This window comes from Pantoea sp. X85 (genome assembly GCF_029623675.1).
Classification (GTDB): Bacteria; Pseudomonadota; Gammaproteobacteria; order Enterobacterales; family Enterobacteriaceae; genus Pantoea; species Pantoea leporis.
The window spans coordinates 1,170,114-1,189,032 of sequence record NZ_CP121108.1; the positions used below are offsets into that span (position 1 = coordinate 1,170,114).

An 18,919-nucleotide genomic window follows, 5' to 3' on the forward strand; every position below is an offset into this window, starting at 1 on the left:
TTAAATTGAATAGTTACTTCAATAATTCCAAATTCAGGGTGTTATCCCTTACTTCAATCGTGCGTGGTGAATCCGCATCAAGCTCCTCACGGCTCAGCACCTGTTTCCATGTACCGCGCTCCCGGTCCGGTTGGCGGAACAAGCCCACGACTGCGACAAACTGCGCCTGCTTCTCTATTGGCATATCCAGGCTGATGCTTTGTCCCGGCATGACGCTGAGTTGCCGCTGCGCCACCAGGCTCTCTTTCAGCACCCAATCTGGCTGTGTCAGCAGGCTGCTGTATTCAGCGTTATCGAAATGTTGACGCGTGCTGAGCTGTAAAATATTCAGGCGTAAAGGCATCGACTGCTGGGCGTCGTCCTGATTGATCGCCGTACGCGCAGTGAAGGTCAGGTGCAGGATATTGACCTGACGATAAAACACGGCATCGGCAATGCTTGCTGTTCCCTGTTTGGTTTTTTGCCACGCTCCACAACTGCTCAGCAACGTTGGCGACAGCAAAATCAGCAACATATGAGCGAAGCGAACTTTCATTGTTCACCTCCCTGATACGCATCTTCATTTTGCGTAGCGGAAATAAATATCCGCGCAGGCATGCGGAAGCCGCGCAATTCGAGTAGCGCCAGCGGGCCACTGCCGAGCTCCGTACGTATCTGATAGTTGAGTGTCAGCCCGTCTGGCGTCGGCCAGGCAACACGATAGATGTTGTTCCCCAGATTGGTGATGCGGGCTTTATCCAGCAGGCGGATCAGGCCCCAGCTTCCAGGGTGATCGGCATAAATGCGGGTTCCGGTATGGGTGCTGCGCCAGGTTAGCGTGGTTTGCGGTTGCCAGCGGTTGTCAGGCCAGTTCAGCGTTTGCCAACTCTCTTCCTGGTTAAAATATTGCAGCTTCTGGCGATCCACCGTCAGCTCTGATTCCACCACGTCGCGGGAAGGTTTTGCCATCATCTGAAAATGCAGTTCCACATCTCCCCGGACAAATGCGGTGTTCGCGATGTGCGTCAGTTTATTCAGCGCATTCAGAAAAGCAGGATCAAACGTCAGTCCCTGGCTGTTCATGGCATCCGGCACCCAGCGATCCCCTTCAAGCCGTAGCAGGCCAGCGAGGCGACTGTTAACGAACTGCGCGATACGTCCGGTGTCGGTACGCATAAACTGCGCTAAATGCGGTAAGGAGACGTCGCTTTGTCGTTTAGCAAACGGATAGCGGTCGGCAAACGATTGATCCCATGGCGTTACAATATCGTTCTGCCATTGACTGTTAATGCTTTCAGCGGTGGGGCTGAGCACTTGCTCCCACGCCTGCACCATCGGCTCGACAAATATCGCCTGACCAAACCCGCTCCACTCCTGTCCGAGGCTGGCAGCAATCAGACTGCCGTAATCGCGGGTGTCAGTCAGATCAACGGCTTTGCCCTGAAACACCGTCAATGCTAACGACTGCATCATGGCCTGTGGATCCGGCGCGTTGGTGACCTGCTGCAGCCGCAGCCGAACACGGGTGATACGCGTCAGGAAGGTTGGCAGGCTGAGGCTATCTTTAGCCGCTGCGCCGGTATCGGTTAGCGCCAGCAAAGGTCCAAAGGCGTCATCCAATGGGCCACGTGCACCTTGTGGTCTGGCGATGGCCTGGGTTTTGTCACTGCTGAGCAAATTCTTTGCAGAGCTCACCAGCGAATCGGTAAGATTACCGCCAGTTTGCCCCGTCCGGCCCTGCACATTCAGCGTGTTCATCAGCGCAATCAGAGGTGACTGGCGTATGTCGGCCAGCAGGGTTAACTGTTCAATCGATTCTGACAGGCTCTCCGCCCGCTGCCATTGCAGTCTATTGAGGAATTTCAGCCAGGCTCCGGCGTAATCGGAGAAATAGCGATCTGTCAGCCGCGCTTGCAGCGTTTCCGCAGAGACATCATTATTGCTGGCCGTTTTGTTATCGCTCAGCACCCAGTCAATTTCATCGCGACGCACTTTCGCCGCTTGCTCAATCGCAGGCTGTACTGCCTCTTCCCACGCTTTACGGGTAAAGACGCCGGGCACGGTTTCATCGGTATTGAATAACCTGCTGCTGTCGGTGCCGCTGACCATCTCACTGAGCGTCATATCAGCATAATCACGGGACACCTGCTCAATGAGCTGCTGATAGCGCGAGGTCTCCGCATTGCTGGTACCAATCTGACGCAGCAGCGCTGAGCGCATACTGCTGACCAGTCGCATATCCGGTTGTAACTGCCACTCTGGGTGCTCAGGCAGATTCGTCATCATAAAGGCCAGCATAGCGCCGCCATTGTTGCGCCAGCTTGCGTCCGGAATGCCATCACGCCGTTGCCAGACCTTCATTACCGTGGCGCTGAAAAACGCCGGATCGGATTGTTCGGGATGCGCCAGCATCAGGTACGCTTTCAGCAGGTCATACATGCTTTTGGCCTCATCGGCCCGCAGCGGGCTATCGGGCGGCAGGTTACGCCAGCCGCTCATCAGCGTAGCCAGGCGCTTGACGGAGGCATCACGCAGCAGCGGCATGGCCGCCTGCTGCCATTGTTGCCACAGCGAATCCAACAGTGTGTCATTCTGGCTGAGGCCAAAACGCATATACCAGGGCGCACCATATTGCTGACGATGCTGCAGACGCTCGATCTCTCTCTGCAACTCGCGCAAGGCTGAAAGTTGCTGCTGCAGCGGCTGACGGAAATCTGTTGCGGCGGCGGCAAGCTGCTGATCTGCCTGTATAAGACGCATATTGGCAATCCAGGAAAACACCAGGCAGGCCATCCACATCACCAGCAGGCAGGAGCAGAGCGTCAGCACCGTTTTCCGCCATGAGGCACCGTTAGTTAGCGGCCTGCGCCAGCGTAGCGCCAGTAAATCCCGCCAGGCTTTTCCCGGCTGCCAGGCATTTCGCAATGAAGCGCTTCCGGTGATCTCCGGCTGGCTGAGCACGACTCCCGCCAGCGGCAGCGCTCTTGCGCCTGCGGAGAGCTGCGACAAGGTTCGGGTCAGGCGATCCGCGCCACCGCTGCGCAGCACGTGCGCCAGTTCCAGTAAAAAACTGTGCTGGCGATTACGCTCAATTTGCTGCATGCCGCGCTCAACCAACTGGTGCTCAAGATCATCCAGTGACTGACGGTAATCGTCCGCACTATCACTTTGCGCAATGGTAAATCCGATCCCCTGCGCGGGGGCATTATGCAGAGAGGGCGCGTGAATCTCCCACAGCCATAGTGGGATATCCTGGCCCAACAGGTTGTAGCGCTTCTGCATCTGGCGAGCCGTGGTATCCAGCACATCCTGAGTCATTTCCGCCTCTGCGTTCACTACCCACACCACCGCATCGGCCAGATGGCGGCGAATTTTGCGTAACGCCCGCAGCTGCGCGGGTAGCTGATCTTCCTGCGGACTACCGTGCCAGAGCAGCAAGGTATGATGCCCCTCAAGCCAGTGTTGAGTTGTCAGGCCGGGAATACTCCGTTCAACCAGATGCTCATCGCCGAACACCAGCAGAATGCGTACCCGGCTACGCCAACGCCACCGATACTGGTAGCGCATCTGGGTAATGATCTCCTGCACCCACTGATTCTCGGCAGGGCGCTGTTTCTGCGAGCCCGTAGCCTCACGCGCGTTGAGTCGCACCAGCCCGCGCCAGGCGAGAATAAACAGAGGACAGAACCACACCAGCGCCAGCCAGACCATCAATGACCAGAAAGCAATCTGGCGCGGCAGAGCTTCCGGCAGATCAATGCTGCTGCCTGCGAAGTAATAGAGCCCTGCGCCAGTCAGCACCAGCAGGGTTACGGCTAGCAAATAGCCACAAACCAGCCAGAACAGCGAGTGCCGGGAATTAGTGCGGGAGGTTTCCACGGGGAATACAAACTCCTGTAATGTATTGAGATTCCATTTCCGCGGCGATCCAGCCGCAGGACTGGCCGTTGAGCGCCGAGAGCAGCGCCAGCGACCGTAACGTAAACGGTGTGATTTGCCCGGCATGGCCGAGCCATGGGGCAAGTACGTGATCCAGCGCGGACCAGCCGCCCTCCAGCAATGCTTCCATGGCAGGGGCATCTGCCGCGATCACCGTATCCGGCATATCACTTAATCCGGCATAACGGGAAAGCTGTGAAACGGCCAGAGTGGCCGTTTCACCCAACGCCGGTTGCCAGCACTCCGAGCGATGCATCAGCGCAGTCCCCTGCGCCGAGCAGAACCAGGCAAAGGCCGCTTCCCCGGCAACCGGGGTGCGATCAGACAATCCTTCGCCGCTTCCGGCACACAGCAGCAAAGCCGGAGCTGTATTGGCGAAAAGGTCGATAACGCTATCTGCGCCATCAATTGCACTGAGTCGAAGGGTTTCCTCTGGCAGCGTCATGCCCGCTGCCAGTAGCGTTTCGCGAAAGGCGAGCAGACTTTGGTCATCACCCAGCCAACAGAGATGGTTGATTGGGCGTGCATCACCTGACTGACGCATATGCGTCACCAGGCGATTGGCGAGATAAGCCGCCAGCATCACAGGACGACTGCGGGCGCTGTTAAGCACCCGTGGGCAACGCAACGCAGCATAACCTTGCGCAGTGATGCCCGGTTGCGGAGCGTCCGCTGGTTGCGACAACAGTGCCAGATGTTCCGATGCGTCTTCTCCGGCTGGCGTCACCAGCAACACGGCTTCAACTGGCAAGGCCTGGCTGCGCTTTTGCCACCAGGCATCGAGCGCCAGCGAGATTTCTGCATAATGCGTGCGGCGGTTATCGGTAGATTGCAGCCAGACCAGCCAGCGCAACGTTACCGCCAGCAACCAGCACAGCAGCGGCAAGACCAGTGCGCAGAACCAGAAAAGCGGCGAACGGGTCGGTTTTCCCTCCGGCCACAACAGCATGGTGGTCATCGCTGATATAAACAGCAGCACGGGCAACGCCACCCACCAGCGCCGCCAGCGGACCGGATAAATGGTGGCGTAATCGGCATAAACCGGCGGTTGATTCATCCGCAGACATCCATATCCGGCAGGGAACTAACCAGCGTACAGCCGCAGGCACATTTATGCCCATCGAGCGCCACCGCTTTACCGTTTACGGTGCTGTTGGTTGCTCCCTGAATAATGGTGGTCATGCCGTGCTCGTTGCATTTTGCTTTGTCATTGACGCAGGCCACCGGCTTGCCAAACGCGTCAAAGCTCCCGCTGAGCACTTCACCACCGTAAGGTTTGAGCGTATCGCCCACGCGCACCAGTTTGTTAAGTGTCATACCACTCGCGCTCCCGATGATTTCAGCATATCGACGGCAGAGGTCATCATGGCCTGGTGCTGTGATGTGAGCATTTGCTGGCTAGCATGGGCGACTAATGTGCCCGGCTCGCGAGTGGAGTTCAGTAACTGTGCTGTACTGTCCTGAAGTGGAATAGCTTTGCCAGTTGCATTGTCAATAACCGTCCAGAATGGAACGGGCTTATCTACCTTCGTGCCCGGGAAGATATTCTGCATTTCAGCGTTGCTTATGCTGCTGGATGGATAATAGAGCGCATTATTTTTAACGCGATAAGATGTTTCATCGTGAGTAACAGGAACGCCTATCAACTGTTGGTGAATTGAGAACAAATACTGATCTTTATTGCTTTGGCTGCCGTAATAGATCGAGCGATAGAAAAAATAGCCGCCCCAGGGTTCACGTGTGCCCAGCGCTGAGTGCATAAACCAGGCGCGCGAATCGTGAATCTGATCGTCAAACAGCGCGACCACCAGCGCTATCGTTGGATCGGTTGTGACTGTGCCCTGTTTCGAGGAGAAAAGACGCGGATAAAGCCTTTCACCATCCTGCTTTATATTCCGCTGCTGCGTAATCTCATCATCAGTGTTAATCAGCCATACAATGCCTTTGGGGATTTGGTTAAGAACAAATTCACTCCAGCTTTGCGGCCTTATCTTATTCAGGTAGTGATTTTTAAATTCATCTGCGGCTTCCTGAAGCTGTTGTTTATCTATCAGTGGTTCAAAATCTGGCGGACCAGCCTTATTTAGCATCGCCCCCGCGCCCTTCAATGCAGGGTTCGATTTTGCCGCTTTGCGTAAGTATTCAATCTCTTGCGCCTTTTCCTCACGCGCTTTTTTTGTCTGCTCCAGCATTTCTTTTGAATGCTGTTTAGCATTGAGATAAAAAGGTTGGCTGGCATAGCTGCCGTTAGCATAGCGACCAATACGCCATGCGGTGATCAAGCCAATTTGATCGGCAACGGCGTCATCCAGAGATTGCGAAAGAAGATGTGGGATATAACCATCATCAATAGTGCATTGCTGGTCGAGGCTGGTCTGATCTTTTTCAGACAGGATGGTTTGTCGCCATGCATTGAAGCGCTTGACCAGGGATTTATTTATATCGAATTCCTGGAAGGTGGAAGAGGGCATTACCCTTGACGGTTTCATTAAACGTAATTCGTCAGGTATTGAGTTTTCCATCACCGTCAGAGGTGCACCTGCTGCAAATGCAGCAGCATAGAGATCATGCAGAATAATCTGCGACAACAGATTTCCCGGGTAGTTGGGGTCATCACTCTGTCCGCCCACCAGCCCTTTTCCCTGGTCGCCCGGCGGATAGCCGCCGCCGATATCCGAATGCATACCGGGGTAGATGACCTCCTGAGTGGCTGGCGGATAGCCACCGCCTGGGCGGCATACCGAGTCGAGCGGAAAGCACAGGCGCTGCTCATGGGCCGCAACAAAATGGCGACAGCATTTAATTAAATGAGGAAAGCGTTTTTCATTAGGCAGCAACTGCGTATTGTTGGCCCATCCCATATGCCCATCGACCAGAGGTGCAATATGGGCAATCCCCACGGATGGCACAGTATCCAGCAGACCTAAGAACTCAATGCTCAAAGGGATGCCGAGTATTGATTGTTCCGGTTTATTTGCACCTTTTGGGATTTCAAATAGATCTGAGAGCCAGTTCACGAAAGTACGTGCCTCTGCCGCACCACGAGAAAAACCGTAGATAAACAGTTTTATCTTAAGCAGTTTAGGTTTGGCTGTAGCAACCTTCGCCTTCATTTCTGCATTCAAGAATGAATAGAATGCAGCTTTACGACTTTCAGGATTATCAAACGGCCAGTCGGCTGCCATATGTGAGATTTTGCTCTTTGCAGATGCGGCGGATATACGTTTTTGCCCTTTTGTTAAGGCATGCATAACAGCATCAGCGAGCATCAATAAAGCCCAGTTAATTCTGGCTTCGCCACCAGTGGCATAGGCCAATCCAGCTCCACTGTAATTCAATTCACCGATTTCAGGGAATGCTGTTCCGACCCCAGGCATGTAGTAGCGATAGTACCCATCATTCTCAGCAGCTTTGTCATAAGTAGCATGATAAAGCTTGGCAATATTTGTCGGATGGGTGGGGTTAGAGTGATTGGTATCGTTATCTTCATTATTACCTGTTCCATCAAAGAAGAAACTAATATGTAGGCTTTGCGAGCAAGTAAACCCCGCGCCGTTACGTCGCTCAGTTTGTGCATTAAATTGTTGCATATACTGCTCTTCCTCTCGCTTTTGCTGCAAATAATTTTTGATGACCGCTTTATAGGTAACCCAAAGACGTCCGTTTTCCGGAAAATGCGGTGGAGCCCAGACATTTTCTCTGGTTTTTATTTGGGACATGTTGCTGGCTCCTTCATATCCGTTGGCTCTTTAATCGGGTAAGTATCCGCACCGTAGCTAGCGATACCGGCGTAAACCTTCACCTGCTGGCAGGGTAGAAAATGCACGGTGATGCCTGCACTTTCATCATATTCAGGAATAGGCACATCAGCGCTGTACTGACGATATTTCGCTTTATGCAGAGCGTAAGCATTTTGGTCATATCCGGCCCCCTCTTTTCTCATGGGAATTTTTTCATGAGGATTAGGATCGATTTCCCACTCAATATGAACCACTAATCCTGGCCGCCATTTATCTGGGATCATGACACAACAATATCCTCCACCAGTGCCAGGCACGCGGTAACCATCAACGGAGAACCAATTAATACTTTGTCCGGCAACATGGTTAATTGCCCCTAAGTTCCCACCGCTATATTCATTAGCTCCTGATTGATCGCATCCAGCCAGGATAAGCAGGCTGCAGAGCGCCGCGAACTGTGTACGACGGCGGAGCCAACGCAATGCAACGTGTAATAATTTTATTTGGGACATGTTGCTGGCTCCTGCATATCTATGGGCTCTTTAATTGGATAATCGGGTAAAGACGGCGACAGGCATGAGGCCGTCACTTTTACCTGCTGGCAAGTTAAAAAGTGCACAGTTAAACCACATGCACCGTCGTATTCAGAAATAGGCACATCAGCGCTGTACTGACGATATTTCGCTTTATGCAGAGCGTAAGCTTCGTTATATGCAGGAGTACCCAATGGCGGAAGGTGAGCATTAGTATTTGGGTCGATTTCCCACTCAATATGAGCGGATAGGTTTGGACGCCATTTATTTGGTAGCATGATGCAGCAATAACCGCCACCCGTTCCGGGTACGCGATAGTCATTTACCTTGAACCAATTAATACTTTGTCCGGCAACATGGTTAATTGCCCCTAAGTTCCCACCGCTATATTCATTAGCTCCTGATTGATCACAACCAGCTAAAATAACCACGGCACTGAAAATAATTGTTTTTAACAGCTTGGTTGTATCACTCATTGTCGATGCTCCGTGAAGGCTAATAGATCTCCCAGATATCCAGCCTGACTTGCCTGCATTGCTATCTGCAGGCATCGTGCATATTTCGCTTCTTTTGAGAAACATGGTTCGCTGGTTTTCAACATCAGCGCCTCGGCATCACTGATACATCCCATCAGCTCAACCTGCTCATCACTCATGCGGTGCATCTCTGGCGCATCAGCAAGTTGTCGACCCGGGTTCCAGGTACCGGTTTTCCATACCACCTCGTCATCACGATCTCGCCAGCCCCAGAACAGCGCAATATCGGTGAAAGCCGCCTGCTGCTCTGGCGTCAGGACGTGCTCAAGTAGCGAGGGAAATACGCGATTGTCGTAATAGCGCAGTAAACCGGTTTGCTCTTCCCAGTGAACCTGTGACAGTGCCTGCAAATGGCTACTCAGCAGGTCGAATGCCAGTGGCGATATCAGCAACGTCAATCGCGGTGTCGTGGAGAAGTGTTCCACCAGCTGTTCAAGCCAGCGCTGGTGGCTGCTGATGCTAAAATGCAATCGCATCACCAGCGGTGAATACTCTGGCGTTGCCGCTTCAGGCGTGTTCGCAAACAGCTCGAACCAGCGTAACGGCGGGTTAATCTGGTTCAGCGCCTGTTGCAGCGGCTGTGCTGTGCCAGCCTGATCAACCAGCACATCGAGATAATCCTGTCCGGCAGCAGTGCAAAGCGCGTTAGCCTGTTTCAACCATCCATTATTCATGTCCGTCATCGCTATCCCCTTGGCGCAAAAGCCAGCGCGGCTTCCTGCGCTTTTTTCAGGCACTCTTTGCACACGGATTTAGGCAGATCAGGCAGCGTTGTTTCTTCGCTGGCAGGAGAATTCCAGGCATGAACGCCACGGATGCTGGTTTTACCCGGCGAATGAATTTGGATATCACCCTGCGGCGTAATCCTGATGGTTGCGCCGCCACATCCCAGCACAATGCCGTTTTTCGCGGTCAGGCGCAGTTCACCCTGAACGGTCTGCACGCTGATATCTTTCATCGCCGTCAGTCCCAGGGTATCGCCGTGCGATTCCACCGTCAGCGGGCCCTGGCCCGACACCATGCGAATCCCTTCCTGCTGCGACAGCAGGGAAATCGCCTGACCGGCGTTGACCTGAATGCGTTTGCCACTGGCAATGCTGGTTTCCGTCTGGCTTTGCAGATGCAGAGTGCTGCCTGAGTTGAGCAGAATGCTTTTGGGGCTGACAACGCCAATGCCTTCTGGCGCACTCAGCAACATGGCAGGGGATTTGAGCTGGTCGACAGCGGCCAGATAAGCCCTCAGATGCGTGACATCAGGCTGGAGATTATGGTGCGACTGAGTGATCGACTGCCAGCCGCTCATCTGGCTGATCGCACCTTTGACCAGGCTTATTGCCGGTGTCATTTCCAGCACCGGCCCGGTTGCCGTGGTCTGCTTATCAGCTGTCAGGAAAAGGCCTTTACCGGCTCGCAGCGTACCGGTGCTGTCTGTACGCAGCTCAAACCCTTCGCCGCGCTTGCTACGTGAACTGTCAACGATATGTCCGAGTGAGAGTTGACTCTTACCGCCAAATTCCGTCGACAGTTTGACATGCTCATATCCACGGCGATCCTCAAAGCGGAGTTTGTTATTCGCCGGCGTCCTCAGCACATTGCGTTGATAGTTATAGAGATTGACATGATCTTCATGGCGAGAATCATGTACCGAGCAGAGAATAAAAGGTCTGTCAGGATCGCCGTTGGTGAAGGCAATCATCACCTGCGTTCCGGCTATCAGTGGAAAGTGCCAGCCGTAGACATTGCCTGCATAGGGCTTCGCCAGCCGCACCGGTACACTTTCAAAACCAGACTGCCAGGATTCGTTTAGATCGAACTGAAAACGCACCCGATAGCGGCCATGTTCATCAAGTTCTGCATATTGCGCATTTTCTACCGGGCTGGTGACGCGAGCCAGCAGCGTGCCTGCAATGTGCGGCCAGCTTTTCAACGGTGGACGATAAGTGCTTTGCGGCCGAACGGGCACAGCGGTAAAGCGGATAACATAGGCGGTATCGCGCGAAATACGGGTTGATGAGGTAGACACTACCAGCAGGCCATCCGGCGCGTCTGGCCACTCTTTACCTTGTGGCGAGATCACCATGCCCGGACGGATATCCATGCCGTTGCTCATACCGTCGAAAGTGACCTGCTCGGTGATCAGGCGTTCCTGGCGACGTCTGACAAACCACTGTCCCTGTTCCGGTAGAGCCTGGTACTCCTTGCCGAGCAACTGATAGTTTTCACCATAGCGATACAGCTCTCCCGTAAGCGCAGGCTTATCAGGATCGGTTTCCGCTTGCGCCTGCATGTCATTTTGCGCGTTGCGGTAATACTCATCATTGAGTCGTGTGCTGGCGGCAACGGATTGGCGATTAACGGAAATATCCCAGAGAGATTCCAGGCCGCCATCAAATAACCCTGACGGATGGCGAAAGACGATGCTTTGCTCAGCACCATAGGCCTGCGCGCTGTCACCCAGTACCAGCACATCTCGGTGGTTTTCTTCATCCCAGGTGAAGTAATAAAAGACACCAATGCGCGACAGATGACGCTCTATAAAGGCGAGATCGCTCTCCGCATATGAGATATAGAAATCGCGAATAGGATATTGAGTATTCAGGCGAAAGTGATAATCCAGCGAGGAGTATTCCCAGCGTTTAAGGATATCCTCTACCGCACCCGGTACACTTTTATGCTGGTAAACGGCATAGGTCAGGCTGTTTTTTAGCAGCGCAAGGCGCGATTCCAGCGTGACCACATAACGTGTTTGGTCAGCAGAGGATTCGCACTGCTGGAAAGCGGTAACTACACCGCGCAAAATGCGGGGTTCCACTGACTGCCAGGGTTGGCCGTCAGGGTAAAACAATAACTGGGCCGTGCTGTTAATCAGAATATCGGCGGGAATATCGCGTGTAGCACTGGTGAGTTCAATACTGTACTTCCACGGCGAATTTAATGCCTCTTCACCGCTAAAACGCAGCACTGACAAAAGAATATCGGGACGCTGATTTTTCAGCGTCTGGATGCTCAGTTGATAGTGGCTGTATATCGGCGTCTTGCCAGCCGTAATCACAAAATCCTTCTTGCCCATTTACAGATTCCTTCCTGAAATTTGTTTGCCTGAAGCCTACCCTTTGACTAACAGATATTGCAGATGACCGTTCATGATGAAAGTGGCGAGAATAATGGCAACCAGCACACTGCTGCGAATAAGCCACGGAGAACGTTGCCAGAAAGATATTTTATGTTTCGAGCGCTGGATAATTATTGCTGAGTCGGCAGATCCAATCTGCTTCGGCATTAGCGCTTTTAGCTGCTGCATCAGCAACTGGCGCTCCTCATCGTCTTCCGTTCGGTATTTTCCGGCATAACCCAAATGCAACATTCTGTAGTAGCAGCTAATAGCGGCTTGAGCTGTTGCAGGTTCACGAAGCAGATTTTTGACGCGGTCAAAGAATTGCTCACCACCAATGAGGTGCCCGAGAAAGTGCCCCTGCAAAGGTGTGCGTTTCCACCAGGCAGAGATATCAGCTTGCGGAATGGTCATGATCAGTTCGTCGAGAAAGACGCAGTGCGCAAATTTGATTTCTTCGCAGAGAGAAGCGGATGCTCCCGCTGTCGTGAGGTGATGCTGAACCTGTTGAATCGTATTGAAGCAGCGCTGGTAGAGTGCATCATCAACCGTGATGGATTGCCCATTACGGATCGCGAGCGCCAATAGCCAGGTATCCTGCATCAGCTCATCGAGAGTATTCGCTGTGATGTTGTGTTGTGAAAACGTCATGGGCACCTTCCTGGTAACGCCTGAACATTGTTAATCCATTAATCCAATTACCGATTTCAATCGAGAAATGGCTGTTGCTCACGCTGCTTACTTAGCCGAGCAAAGGTGGACTCGCTGCCCTGAAAGGGCGATCTCCACCTACCAACGGCCCTGAGGATATTACAAGGAGTGATAGTTGATCAAACTAACAATTTGAGTTTGTGAAACAGGATTCCAATTTTAAGCAAGGATTTTCACTCGACATTACTAGTAATCCTAATGCGATTCAGTAACTGCGGTTTTTTATTTTACATTCTGATTTTGAACGAATTTTGATAATTCAATAAAGGGGAAGTCTGTTCTGCGTGAGTAATCATGCGGTGTGAAGATGTGAATGTTGAGGATGAAAATAACGATCGATGAAACGTGATTACGTTAACAGTTTTGGCAGGTTAGGGGACATTGGCAAGGTCTATAAGGTCCAGCAAAAATTTAAGGGCCTGAGGTAGATTGGTATCGCTGAAGTGCGTTGGCAATACATCCCACCACTCAACGTTGTTAAACCACTGCTGAAATATTACTGCCGTTTTAACTCATTCTTTTTAAGCATTAACTTTTCAATCAACTCATCCAACCCACTCTCAACCAGCATTTCCACCGCATCACTTCTTGTCGTTTCACTCAGTCTTACAACCTGGTCGATCTTCCTCAAAACAGACATGCGCAACGACAACGACACCGCTTTCTTTTTCTCTTTATCCAGAAATACCCGGCTGACGGTTTCGCTTTGTTGCAGTTCGGCATTGAGTTTGAGCGCTTCATTAATATGGCGCAGGCTTTTCTTGTCCAGCTTGCCAGGTTCAGTAAGTTGGTAGCAGTGGGTGAGGCGGCTGTATTTGATCTCCGCAGACCAGGATTCACGCAGCTCTTTTAGCGCGCGCGTCAGCGTGGGTTCGGAGCAGTCTAGCGAGGCGAGAATGCGGCTGGATGCAACCGGTTTGCCGCTGCTGAGCAGTGAGGCGAGCATGAATACGCGTGTCTGTCGGGTACTGAGTTGCATGGTCGATTGAGGCCTGCGTTAGTGGTCAATGGTCGGTATCGCCCTCCTGGCAAATGGTTTTCGACAGTATCAGAGGGTATTTAAATATCAGGTAAATAGGGTCCGAAAATTCCTACGTCCGGTTTGTGATTCAGTGGTAACGCGGTGGGCAGGAATGCCCACCCTGCGGGGGTTGTCAGGTTACCAGCATCAAGGCGCCGTCTGAGCGGGTATCGGGTGCGATGCCATATTCCTGCGCGCGCGCCAGGATGGCGGCGGCCCAGCGGCGATGCGTCGCCGGTTCGCACATCGCGCCCTGCGATTTGAATACCGCCTGGCTTGAATTAAGGATGCGGAAGGCATCCGCTTGATCGCTGGCGGAAACCATCAACATCTCCTGAATCTTGCCGATTTGGCTCGGGTGAATGGCGGTTTTGCCCACCAAACCGTGCGCGATATCCAGCGCCAGTTCCTGATCCATAATCTGCTGATCGTCGATGTGCTCGCACACCGGCGCGGTCAGCGCAAAATCGCGCGACGCGAATACCGCCACCAGCATTTTGATGGTGTAACCCATCGGGCTGTCATACAGCGTGAAGTGGCGCGAACGGCGCAGCGACAGCACATTCATCAAATCGTTACCGCCGATGCGCAGGGCGATCACGCGCTCGCGGCAGGCATGGTTTTGCAGCGTGAGGGCCAGCTCGCGCATCGCCACCACATCGAACACCTCTTCGGTTTCCAGCGTCGGCATCATGCACAGATGGCTCGGTTCGAGAATCTGCCACCACATCGGCAAGGAGTCGGCTGTGAATTTCGGCAGCACAAAACCGTCTATCGCGCTGAGGTTGAGGTTTTCCACCAGCCACGCGCCCATCTCGCTGTTGCGCGGACGGATAAACACCAACGGCCACTGCGCGTTGCCATTGGCACGCTGTTCGGCATTCAACACCAGCAGGATCTGCTGGAGATTGTGCAGCGCCTGCGGCAAATCCGCATCACTGACCGCATCTTCCAGGCAGATCACCAGCGAGCGCAGGCCACTGATTTTATTGTGCAGAATGGCATCGACGATATCGCTGCGCACCGCCGGCATATACAGCGTTGCGCCCAATCGCCATGGAGAGAGACGGCCGTTCATCACAGCACCTTTTTGATTATCGTCACGGCGCGGTATTGCCCAAGATCGGCACCCGCTTCTGTGATGGTCAGCCCTTTTTGTTGGGCAAGATAGACCAGCAGCGCCACGTCGGGATCGTTCACCGAACGTACCAGCACCTGATCCGGCACGCGACGCAGCACGGCGCGCGTGGCTTCGGCGATGCCCGGCTTAATGCGGTTGATGCTGTTCACCTGATAACGCGCCGCCAGCATGGCGATCACCGCTTCACTTTGCGCCACCAGCTGCTGCTGATGTTGTGGATCCTGCTGGCACGCGGGCAGGGCGCTGACATCCAGCGATCGCGCATATTCCGCCACGGTGTTCACCAGCTGCTGGCTGCAATCGTATTGCGCCAGATGGTCGCATTGTACGCAGCCGTGCAAGCCCGCTTCAGACCACAATGATCGCGAGATCAACCCTGAAACCGGCGCGCCCATAATGCCAAACGGGATCAGCCAGTCATCATCGCTGGCCGAAAGCCACGCCCGACCGCACGGATCGGCCAGCACCACCAAGCGCGGCTGTGCCGGATAGCCGGGACGATGTTCGAGGCTGCGGATCAGCTCGCCGGTGATGGCGCCTTTGCCGGTCCAGCCATCGACGAACACAATGCCTGCAGTGCCGTGGCGCGCTTCGATGATCTCCAGCGCGGCCTGATCAATACCGCGATCGCGGATGATGCTAATGCCGTAATGGTAGGATTCGCGACCCATCGCGCGCAGCGCCTGTTGCAGCATCACGCCGAGCGGCACGCCCGCGCGCACCAGGCTGGCGAGCACAATCGGCGTGTCGCCAAACTGGTGTGCCAGCGTCCGCGCCAGCATGGTGACTTCTTGCGCCAGGCGTCCGGCACCGGCGTCAAGCGCGCGGGAAAACAGCTCAAGGTGCCAGCGCGTCGGTTCCGGTTCCTGACTCAACATCTCGGAATAGTGGCGCGTGCCAGATTGGATCAGCTGCTCTTTTTGCTCCACCGGCGTCATGTCGATTTCAACCGGCTTCAGCAGAAATTCGACGTCGCCGGCTCGGTACGATCCAGAGAAAGGCAAGTTATTCACCATCTGTTTGTTCTCCGAATATTGCCTGGTTGATGCGTTCGGCAAACTGGCTCTGACGCGGAATGCCGTACCAACTGCACAGCTTCATAAAGCGGTGATCGCTAAGGCTGTCGCCAAGGCCAATCACCGGGAAAACGCCGCGCTCGTTACGCAGCTTTTCCAGCAGGTAGCTGACGGCTAAGCCTTTTTCTACCACGTTCGGCAGCCAGGCGACGTTGTTGCTGTTGCGATGGATGTAATAGCCAGCGGTGGGGAAGCGTTGCTCGATTTCATCGGCGATGGCGTAAAGCTCTTCGAGGCGCGTGCTGTCGCGGTGCTTCATCACCAGATAGATCGGCGTGACGCCATATTCATAGTTGATGCGCGCCCAGCCGTTGATATCGCGCTCTGCCATCAGGTCGGTGATCGCCTGCTGCATCGAGAGCAGCGCCGGGCCGTACGGCGTCAGTTTTTCCAGCATGTGCGCGCGCCATTCGGCATCTTCCTCGCCTTGCGGATTGAGGATCACCGCGCCGTGCGTGGTCACCGCCCACGATCGGAAAGGGATCTGCACGCGGGCGATCTCTTCGGTGCCGCGCGCGGTGACCGGGATCAAATCGGCCTGCTCGATCATCCAGTCAACCAGCATCGACTGCTCTTCCGTCATAAAGCTGCGCGGCTGCAGGCTGAGATCGAGCGCGCCAGTACGGAACGGCTCAAGATCCAGCTCGTCCACCATTTTGCGGCGCGTTTGAAATAGCGTGTCGTCAAGGTCGGAAAAAATCACCGGTTTATTCATAGCTGATCACCTCCACCTGTGGCGCAACCTGGGCCAGTGCCGTTGTTAACAGCGGATCCACGCTGTCGACCGGCGTTTCGATGCACAGCAAAATGCGGTCAAACTGCTGATGCGCCACGTTGTATACGAAGTTGGCGATGCCGAGACCGTAGTTATCACCGAAGGCGATAGCTGATTCGATGGCAAATCCGGTAGCGATCGGCGAGCGCGTGGTGGAGCTGTATTTCACCGCTGCGCCTTGTGCCGCCAGACGTTCAGCCAGCAAGAAGGGTTCCCAGACAAATTCGCTGCTGCCGAGCACGAGGATTTTTTCTCCCGGCTGCGCCTGAATCGCGCAACCCAGATCGCCCGCTGGCGCTGCCATACCAAGTCGGCCCCAGCGCTGTTTGCCGGTGATGGGCACGGTGGCGGCATCGTTAAGCACCATCGCTGGCATCGGTGGCAGTGCGGCGTCGGGATCCTGCTGCCAGTGCCAGTCGCCTTGCACCAGCGACACGCTGCGCATCGGCACCGGACAGCGCGCGGATAACGCATCGCCGCTCCAGTCGGTGAGCGTGACGGCGATAACCTGCTCGATCTGCGTTAAGCCGCCGTCGTTGCGCAGCGCGTCGAGCAGGTTAATAAAGGTGTTGCCGGTGGTGGCTTCGTCATCAATCGTCACCAGCGTGCGCGCGTTGAGCACGCGCTGACGCAGCTGCGCATCATCGGGCAGGTAGATCAGATGATCGGTGGCGTGGCTGTGATTCTCTTTAAACTCGCACAGCAAATCCGCCTGCTGCGGATGGCGCGTTGAGGTGAGATACACCGGCTCACTGACGTGCTGGCGCACTTCATCAAACACGCCTGCGCCGAGGCCAACGGCGGTTTCCGCCATGCCGATAAACAGCACCGGGCCGTCAGAAAGCGGCGGAAACTGCTCCGCCAGCTGGCGATACACGGCGCGCATTTTCTCCGGCGCCACCGGAATGTGGCGGCCAAGCACTTTACTGACGAACAAAAAAGCGCGCTTGGGATTGCGGCGCTCGGCGATCTCGAACAGATCGTCGATGGCGCTGATGCCGCCGGTTGGCGTAACGCTCAGCGTGCCGCATGACAGCGTCCTGCTCCAAAGTGTGGTCATGGATTGTTCCTTATTGAACCTGGTTGGACAGGACGGGGTTGTACGCCACCACGTCGCTCAGCGCGCGGACGGTGGCTGGCGTGAAGTCGCGGCGGGCGTTGTCGATCACCTGCTGCTGACTGATCAAGCCTAGCTGGCGCAGGGCAAACAAGCCGGGAAGATTGACGCCGCTGAAACGGGTGTAACCAATGCCGCCGGAAGGGCGCATATTGATCTCCAGTAATAGCGGTTTGCCGCTGGCGTCATTGCGCGTCTGCACGTTGATCAATCCATCCGCGCCCATCGCAGCGGCACAGGCTAGCGCCAGCTCAAAGGCTTCGCCGCGGTTTTCCAGATACTGCAGCGCCCCTTCTTTGCGGCGCGCCACGGCGGCCAGCACCTTGCCGTTTTCCGCCAGCATATCAACCGAATATTCCGGGCCCGGCAGATACGGCATCAGGACCAGCGGCTCCATGCTGTCGGCGGCCTCCAGCGCCTGTAAGTAATATTCGGCTTTCACCCGGCGTGCGTCGGGATGGGTAAACGGCGCCATCGGCGAGACGCTTTCATCAAACTGCCAGAATCCCATGCCATAAATACCGGTAACCGGTTTTACGCACAGCGGCAGATCGCCAAAGGGTTTACCGGCGATCAGCTCACGCAACTGTACGGGCGAATCAATGCGCAGTGAAGGCACCACCGGCAAATTCAGGCTTTTCATATGGTGGGCAAACGCGATTTTGTCATCGGCCAGATCCAGCATCGCAACATCGCGTGCGCCGGTGGTTAAGCGCGCACCGCTGGCTTCGATAGCGGCGCGATGGGCTTCAAACCAATGAGCATGTCGACCGGTATGGATCGCCTGAATGGCATATTTTTCTACGGTGGAAAGAATAAATTCGAGGCGCTGATTAATATCATCAGGTTCAATTAATGCATGATCCGCCAGCGAAAGTATTTCATTACGCGATTGGCGATGTGATGCATAAATCGACACGTTGTAGTTATGTTTTTTAGCTGCAGATGTTATGCCATTAATTATATCGCGCTGGGAGGATAAACCTTCCATTAGCCAAATTTTGTGAGACATTTCTAATTATTTCCGCAAGAGGCTGGTGGCTGGATTATGGTTTGCGAGTTTATTTCTCACTTCGAAATGAGTCAATCATAATATGATTTTTTACCCTAACGTAACCTTATGAATTTTAATGTAAAGAATTGTCATGTTTAGTGCGTTGCTGGTTCGGGTGGGATTCTTTTAAGTTGTTCTTCTGCAAGGCTTTATTGTGTTTCATAAAATTGCTGTGAAAATTAATG

At 54.2% G+C, this 18,919-nt stretch carries 16 protein-coding genes; all 16 read right to left on the reverse strand.

Translation table 11 applies throughout. The features are described from left to right. Positions 1 to 13: 13 nt before the first annotated feature. On the reverse strand, positions 14 to 535 hold the full coding sequence (gene tssJ / locus P6287_RS05355; RefSeq protein ID WP_277974620.1) for a type VI secretion system lipoprotein TssJ: 522 nt from the start codon (positions 533 to 535) through the stop codon (positions 14 to 16). Beyond that, positions 532 to 3,858 carry an ImcF-related family protein gene (locus tag P6287_RS05360; RefSeq protein ID WP_277974621.1) on the reverse strand — a complete coding sequence of 1,109 codons (3,327 nt, stop codon included), beginning with the start codon at positions 3,856 to 3,858 and terminating at the stop codon, positions 532 to 534. The genes tssJ and P6287_RS05360 overlap by 4 nt, the downstream gene beginning before the upstream one ends. After that, entirely contained in the window at positions 3,839 to 4,975 is a 1,137-nt protein-coding gene (locus P6287_RS05365; RefSeq protein ID WP_277974622.1) for a hypothetical protein, read from the reverse strand. Before P6287_RS05365 ends, P6287_RS05360 begins: the two co-directional genes overlap by 20 nt. Further along, positions 4,972 to 5,235, reverse strand: coding sequence for a PAAR domain-containing protein (locus P6287_RS05370; RefSeq protein WP_277974623.1), 264 nt, complete (start codon positions 5,233 to 5,235; stop codon positions 4,972 to 4,974). The genes P6287_RS05365 and P6287_RS05370 overlap by 4 nt, the downstream gene beginning before the upstream one ends. Continuing rightward, the gene (locus tag P6287_RS05375; RefSeq protein ID WP_277974624.1) at positions 5,232 to 7,637 is read right to left on the reverse strand and encodes a DUF2235 domain-containing protein; all 2,406 of its coding nucleotides are present in this window, start codon (positions 7,635 to 7,637) and stop codon (positions 5,232 to 5,234) included. The genes P6287_RS05370 and P6287_RS05375 overlap by 4 nt, the downstream gene beginning before the upstream one ends. Beyond that, positions 7,625 to 8,170 (reverse strand): DUF3304 domain-containing protein, encoded by a 546-nt coding sequence (locus P6287_RS05380; RefSeq protein WP_277974625.1) that lies wholly within the window; start codon positions 8,168 to 8,170, stop codon positions 7,625 to 7,627. The genes P6287_RS05375 and P6287_RS05380 overlap by 13 nt, the downstream gene beginning before the upstream one ends. Further along, a complete protein-coding gene (locus P6287_RS05385; RefSeq protein ID WP_277974626.1) occupies positions 8,158 to 8,667 on the reverse strand; it encodes a DUF3304 domain-containing protein in 510 nt (169 codons plus the stop codon). The genes P6287_RS05380 and P6287_RS05385 overlap by 13 nt, the downstream gene beginning before the upstream one ends. Beyond that, complete coding sequence (locus tag P6287_RS05390; RefSeq protein ID WP_277974627.1) at positions 8,664 to 9,410, reverse strand: DUF4123 domain-containing protein; 747 nt, start codon at positions 9,408 to 9,410, stop codon at positions 8,664 to 8,666. Before P6287_RS05390 ends, P6287_RS05385 begins: the two co-directional genes overlap by 4 nt. Before the next feature lie 2 nt (positions 9,411 to 9,412). Further along, on the reverse strand, positions 9,413 to 11,797 hold the full coding sequence (gene vgrG / locus P6287_RS05395; RefSeq protein ID WP_277974628.1) for a type VI secretion system Vgr family protein: 2,385 nt from the start codon (positions 11,795 to 11,797) through the stop codon (positions 9,413 to 9,415). Between the two features lie 36 nt (positions 11,798 to 11,833). Then, positions 11,834 to 12,490, reverse strand: coding sequence for a type VI secretion system protein TssL, short form (gene tssL, locus P6287_RS05400; RefSeq protein WP_277974629.1), 657 nt, complete (start codon positions 12,488 to 12,490; stop codon positions 11,834 to 11,836). 556 nt (positions 12,491 to 13,046) lie between these two features. Beyond that, positions 13,047 to 13,529, reverse strand: a complete 483-nt coding sequence (locus P6287_RS05405; protein ID WP_101763283.1) for a tellurium resistance protein TerW — start codon at positions 13,527 to 13,529, stop codon at positions 13,047 to 13,049. Between the two features lie 175 nt (positions 13,530 to 13,704). Continuing rightward, a complete protein-coding gene (locus tag P6287_RS05410; RefSeq protein ID WP_271460072.1) occupies positions 13,705 to 14,649 on the reverse strand; it encodes an HpcH/HpaI aldolase/citrate lyase family protein in 945 nt (314 codons plus the stop codon). Then, positions 14,649 to 15,728, reverse strand: a complete 1,080-nt coding sequence (locus tag P6287_RS05415) for a cysteine protease StiP family protein (RefSeq protein WP_277974630.1) — start codon at positions 15,726 to 15,728, stop codon at positions 14,649 to 14,651. The genes P6287_RS05410 and P6287_RS05415 overlap by 1 nt, the downstream gene beginning before the upstream one ends. After that, positions 15,718 to 16,503: a hypothetical protein gene (locus P6287_RS05420; protein ID WP_217547288.1), complete on the reverse strand. Its 786-nt coding sequence runs from the start codon at positions 16,501 to 16,503 to the stop codon at positions 15,718 to 15,720. The genes P6287_RS05415 and P6287_RS05420 overlap by 11 nt, the downstream gene beginning before the upstream one ends. Continuing rightward, positions 16,496 to 17,623: a phosphoribosyltransferase domain-containing protein gene (locus tag P6287_RS05425; RefSeq protein WP_277974631.1), complete on the reverse strand. Its 1,128-nt coding sequence runs from the start codon at positions 17,621 to 17,623 to the stop codon at positions 16,496 to 16,498. Before P6287_RS05425 ends, P6287_RS05420 begins: the two co-directional genes overlap by 8 nt. Before the next feature lie 10 nt (positions 17,624 to 17,633). Continuing rightward, on the reverse strand, positions 17,634 to 18,692 hold the full coding sequence (locus P6287_RS05430) for an ATP-grasp domain-containing protein (RefSeq protein ID WP_277974632.1): 1,059 nt from the start codon (positions 18,690 to 18,692) through the stop codon (positions 17,634 to 17,636). Positions 18,693 to 18,919 lie beyond the last annotated feature (227 nt).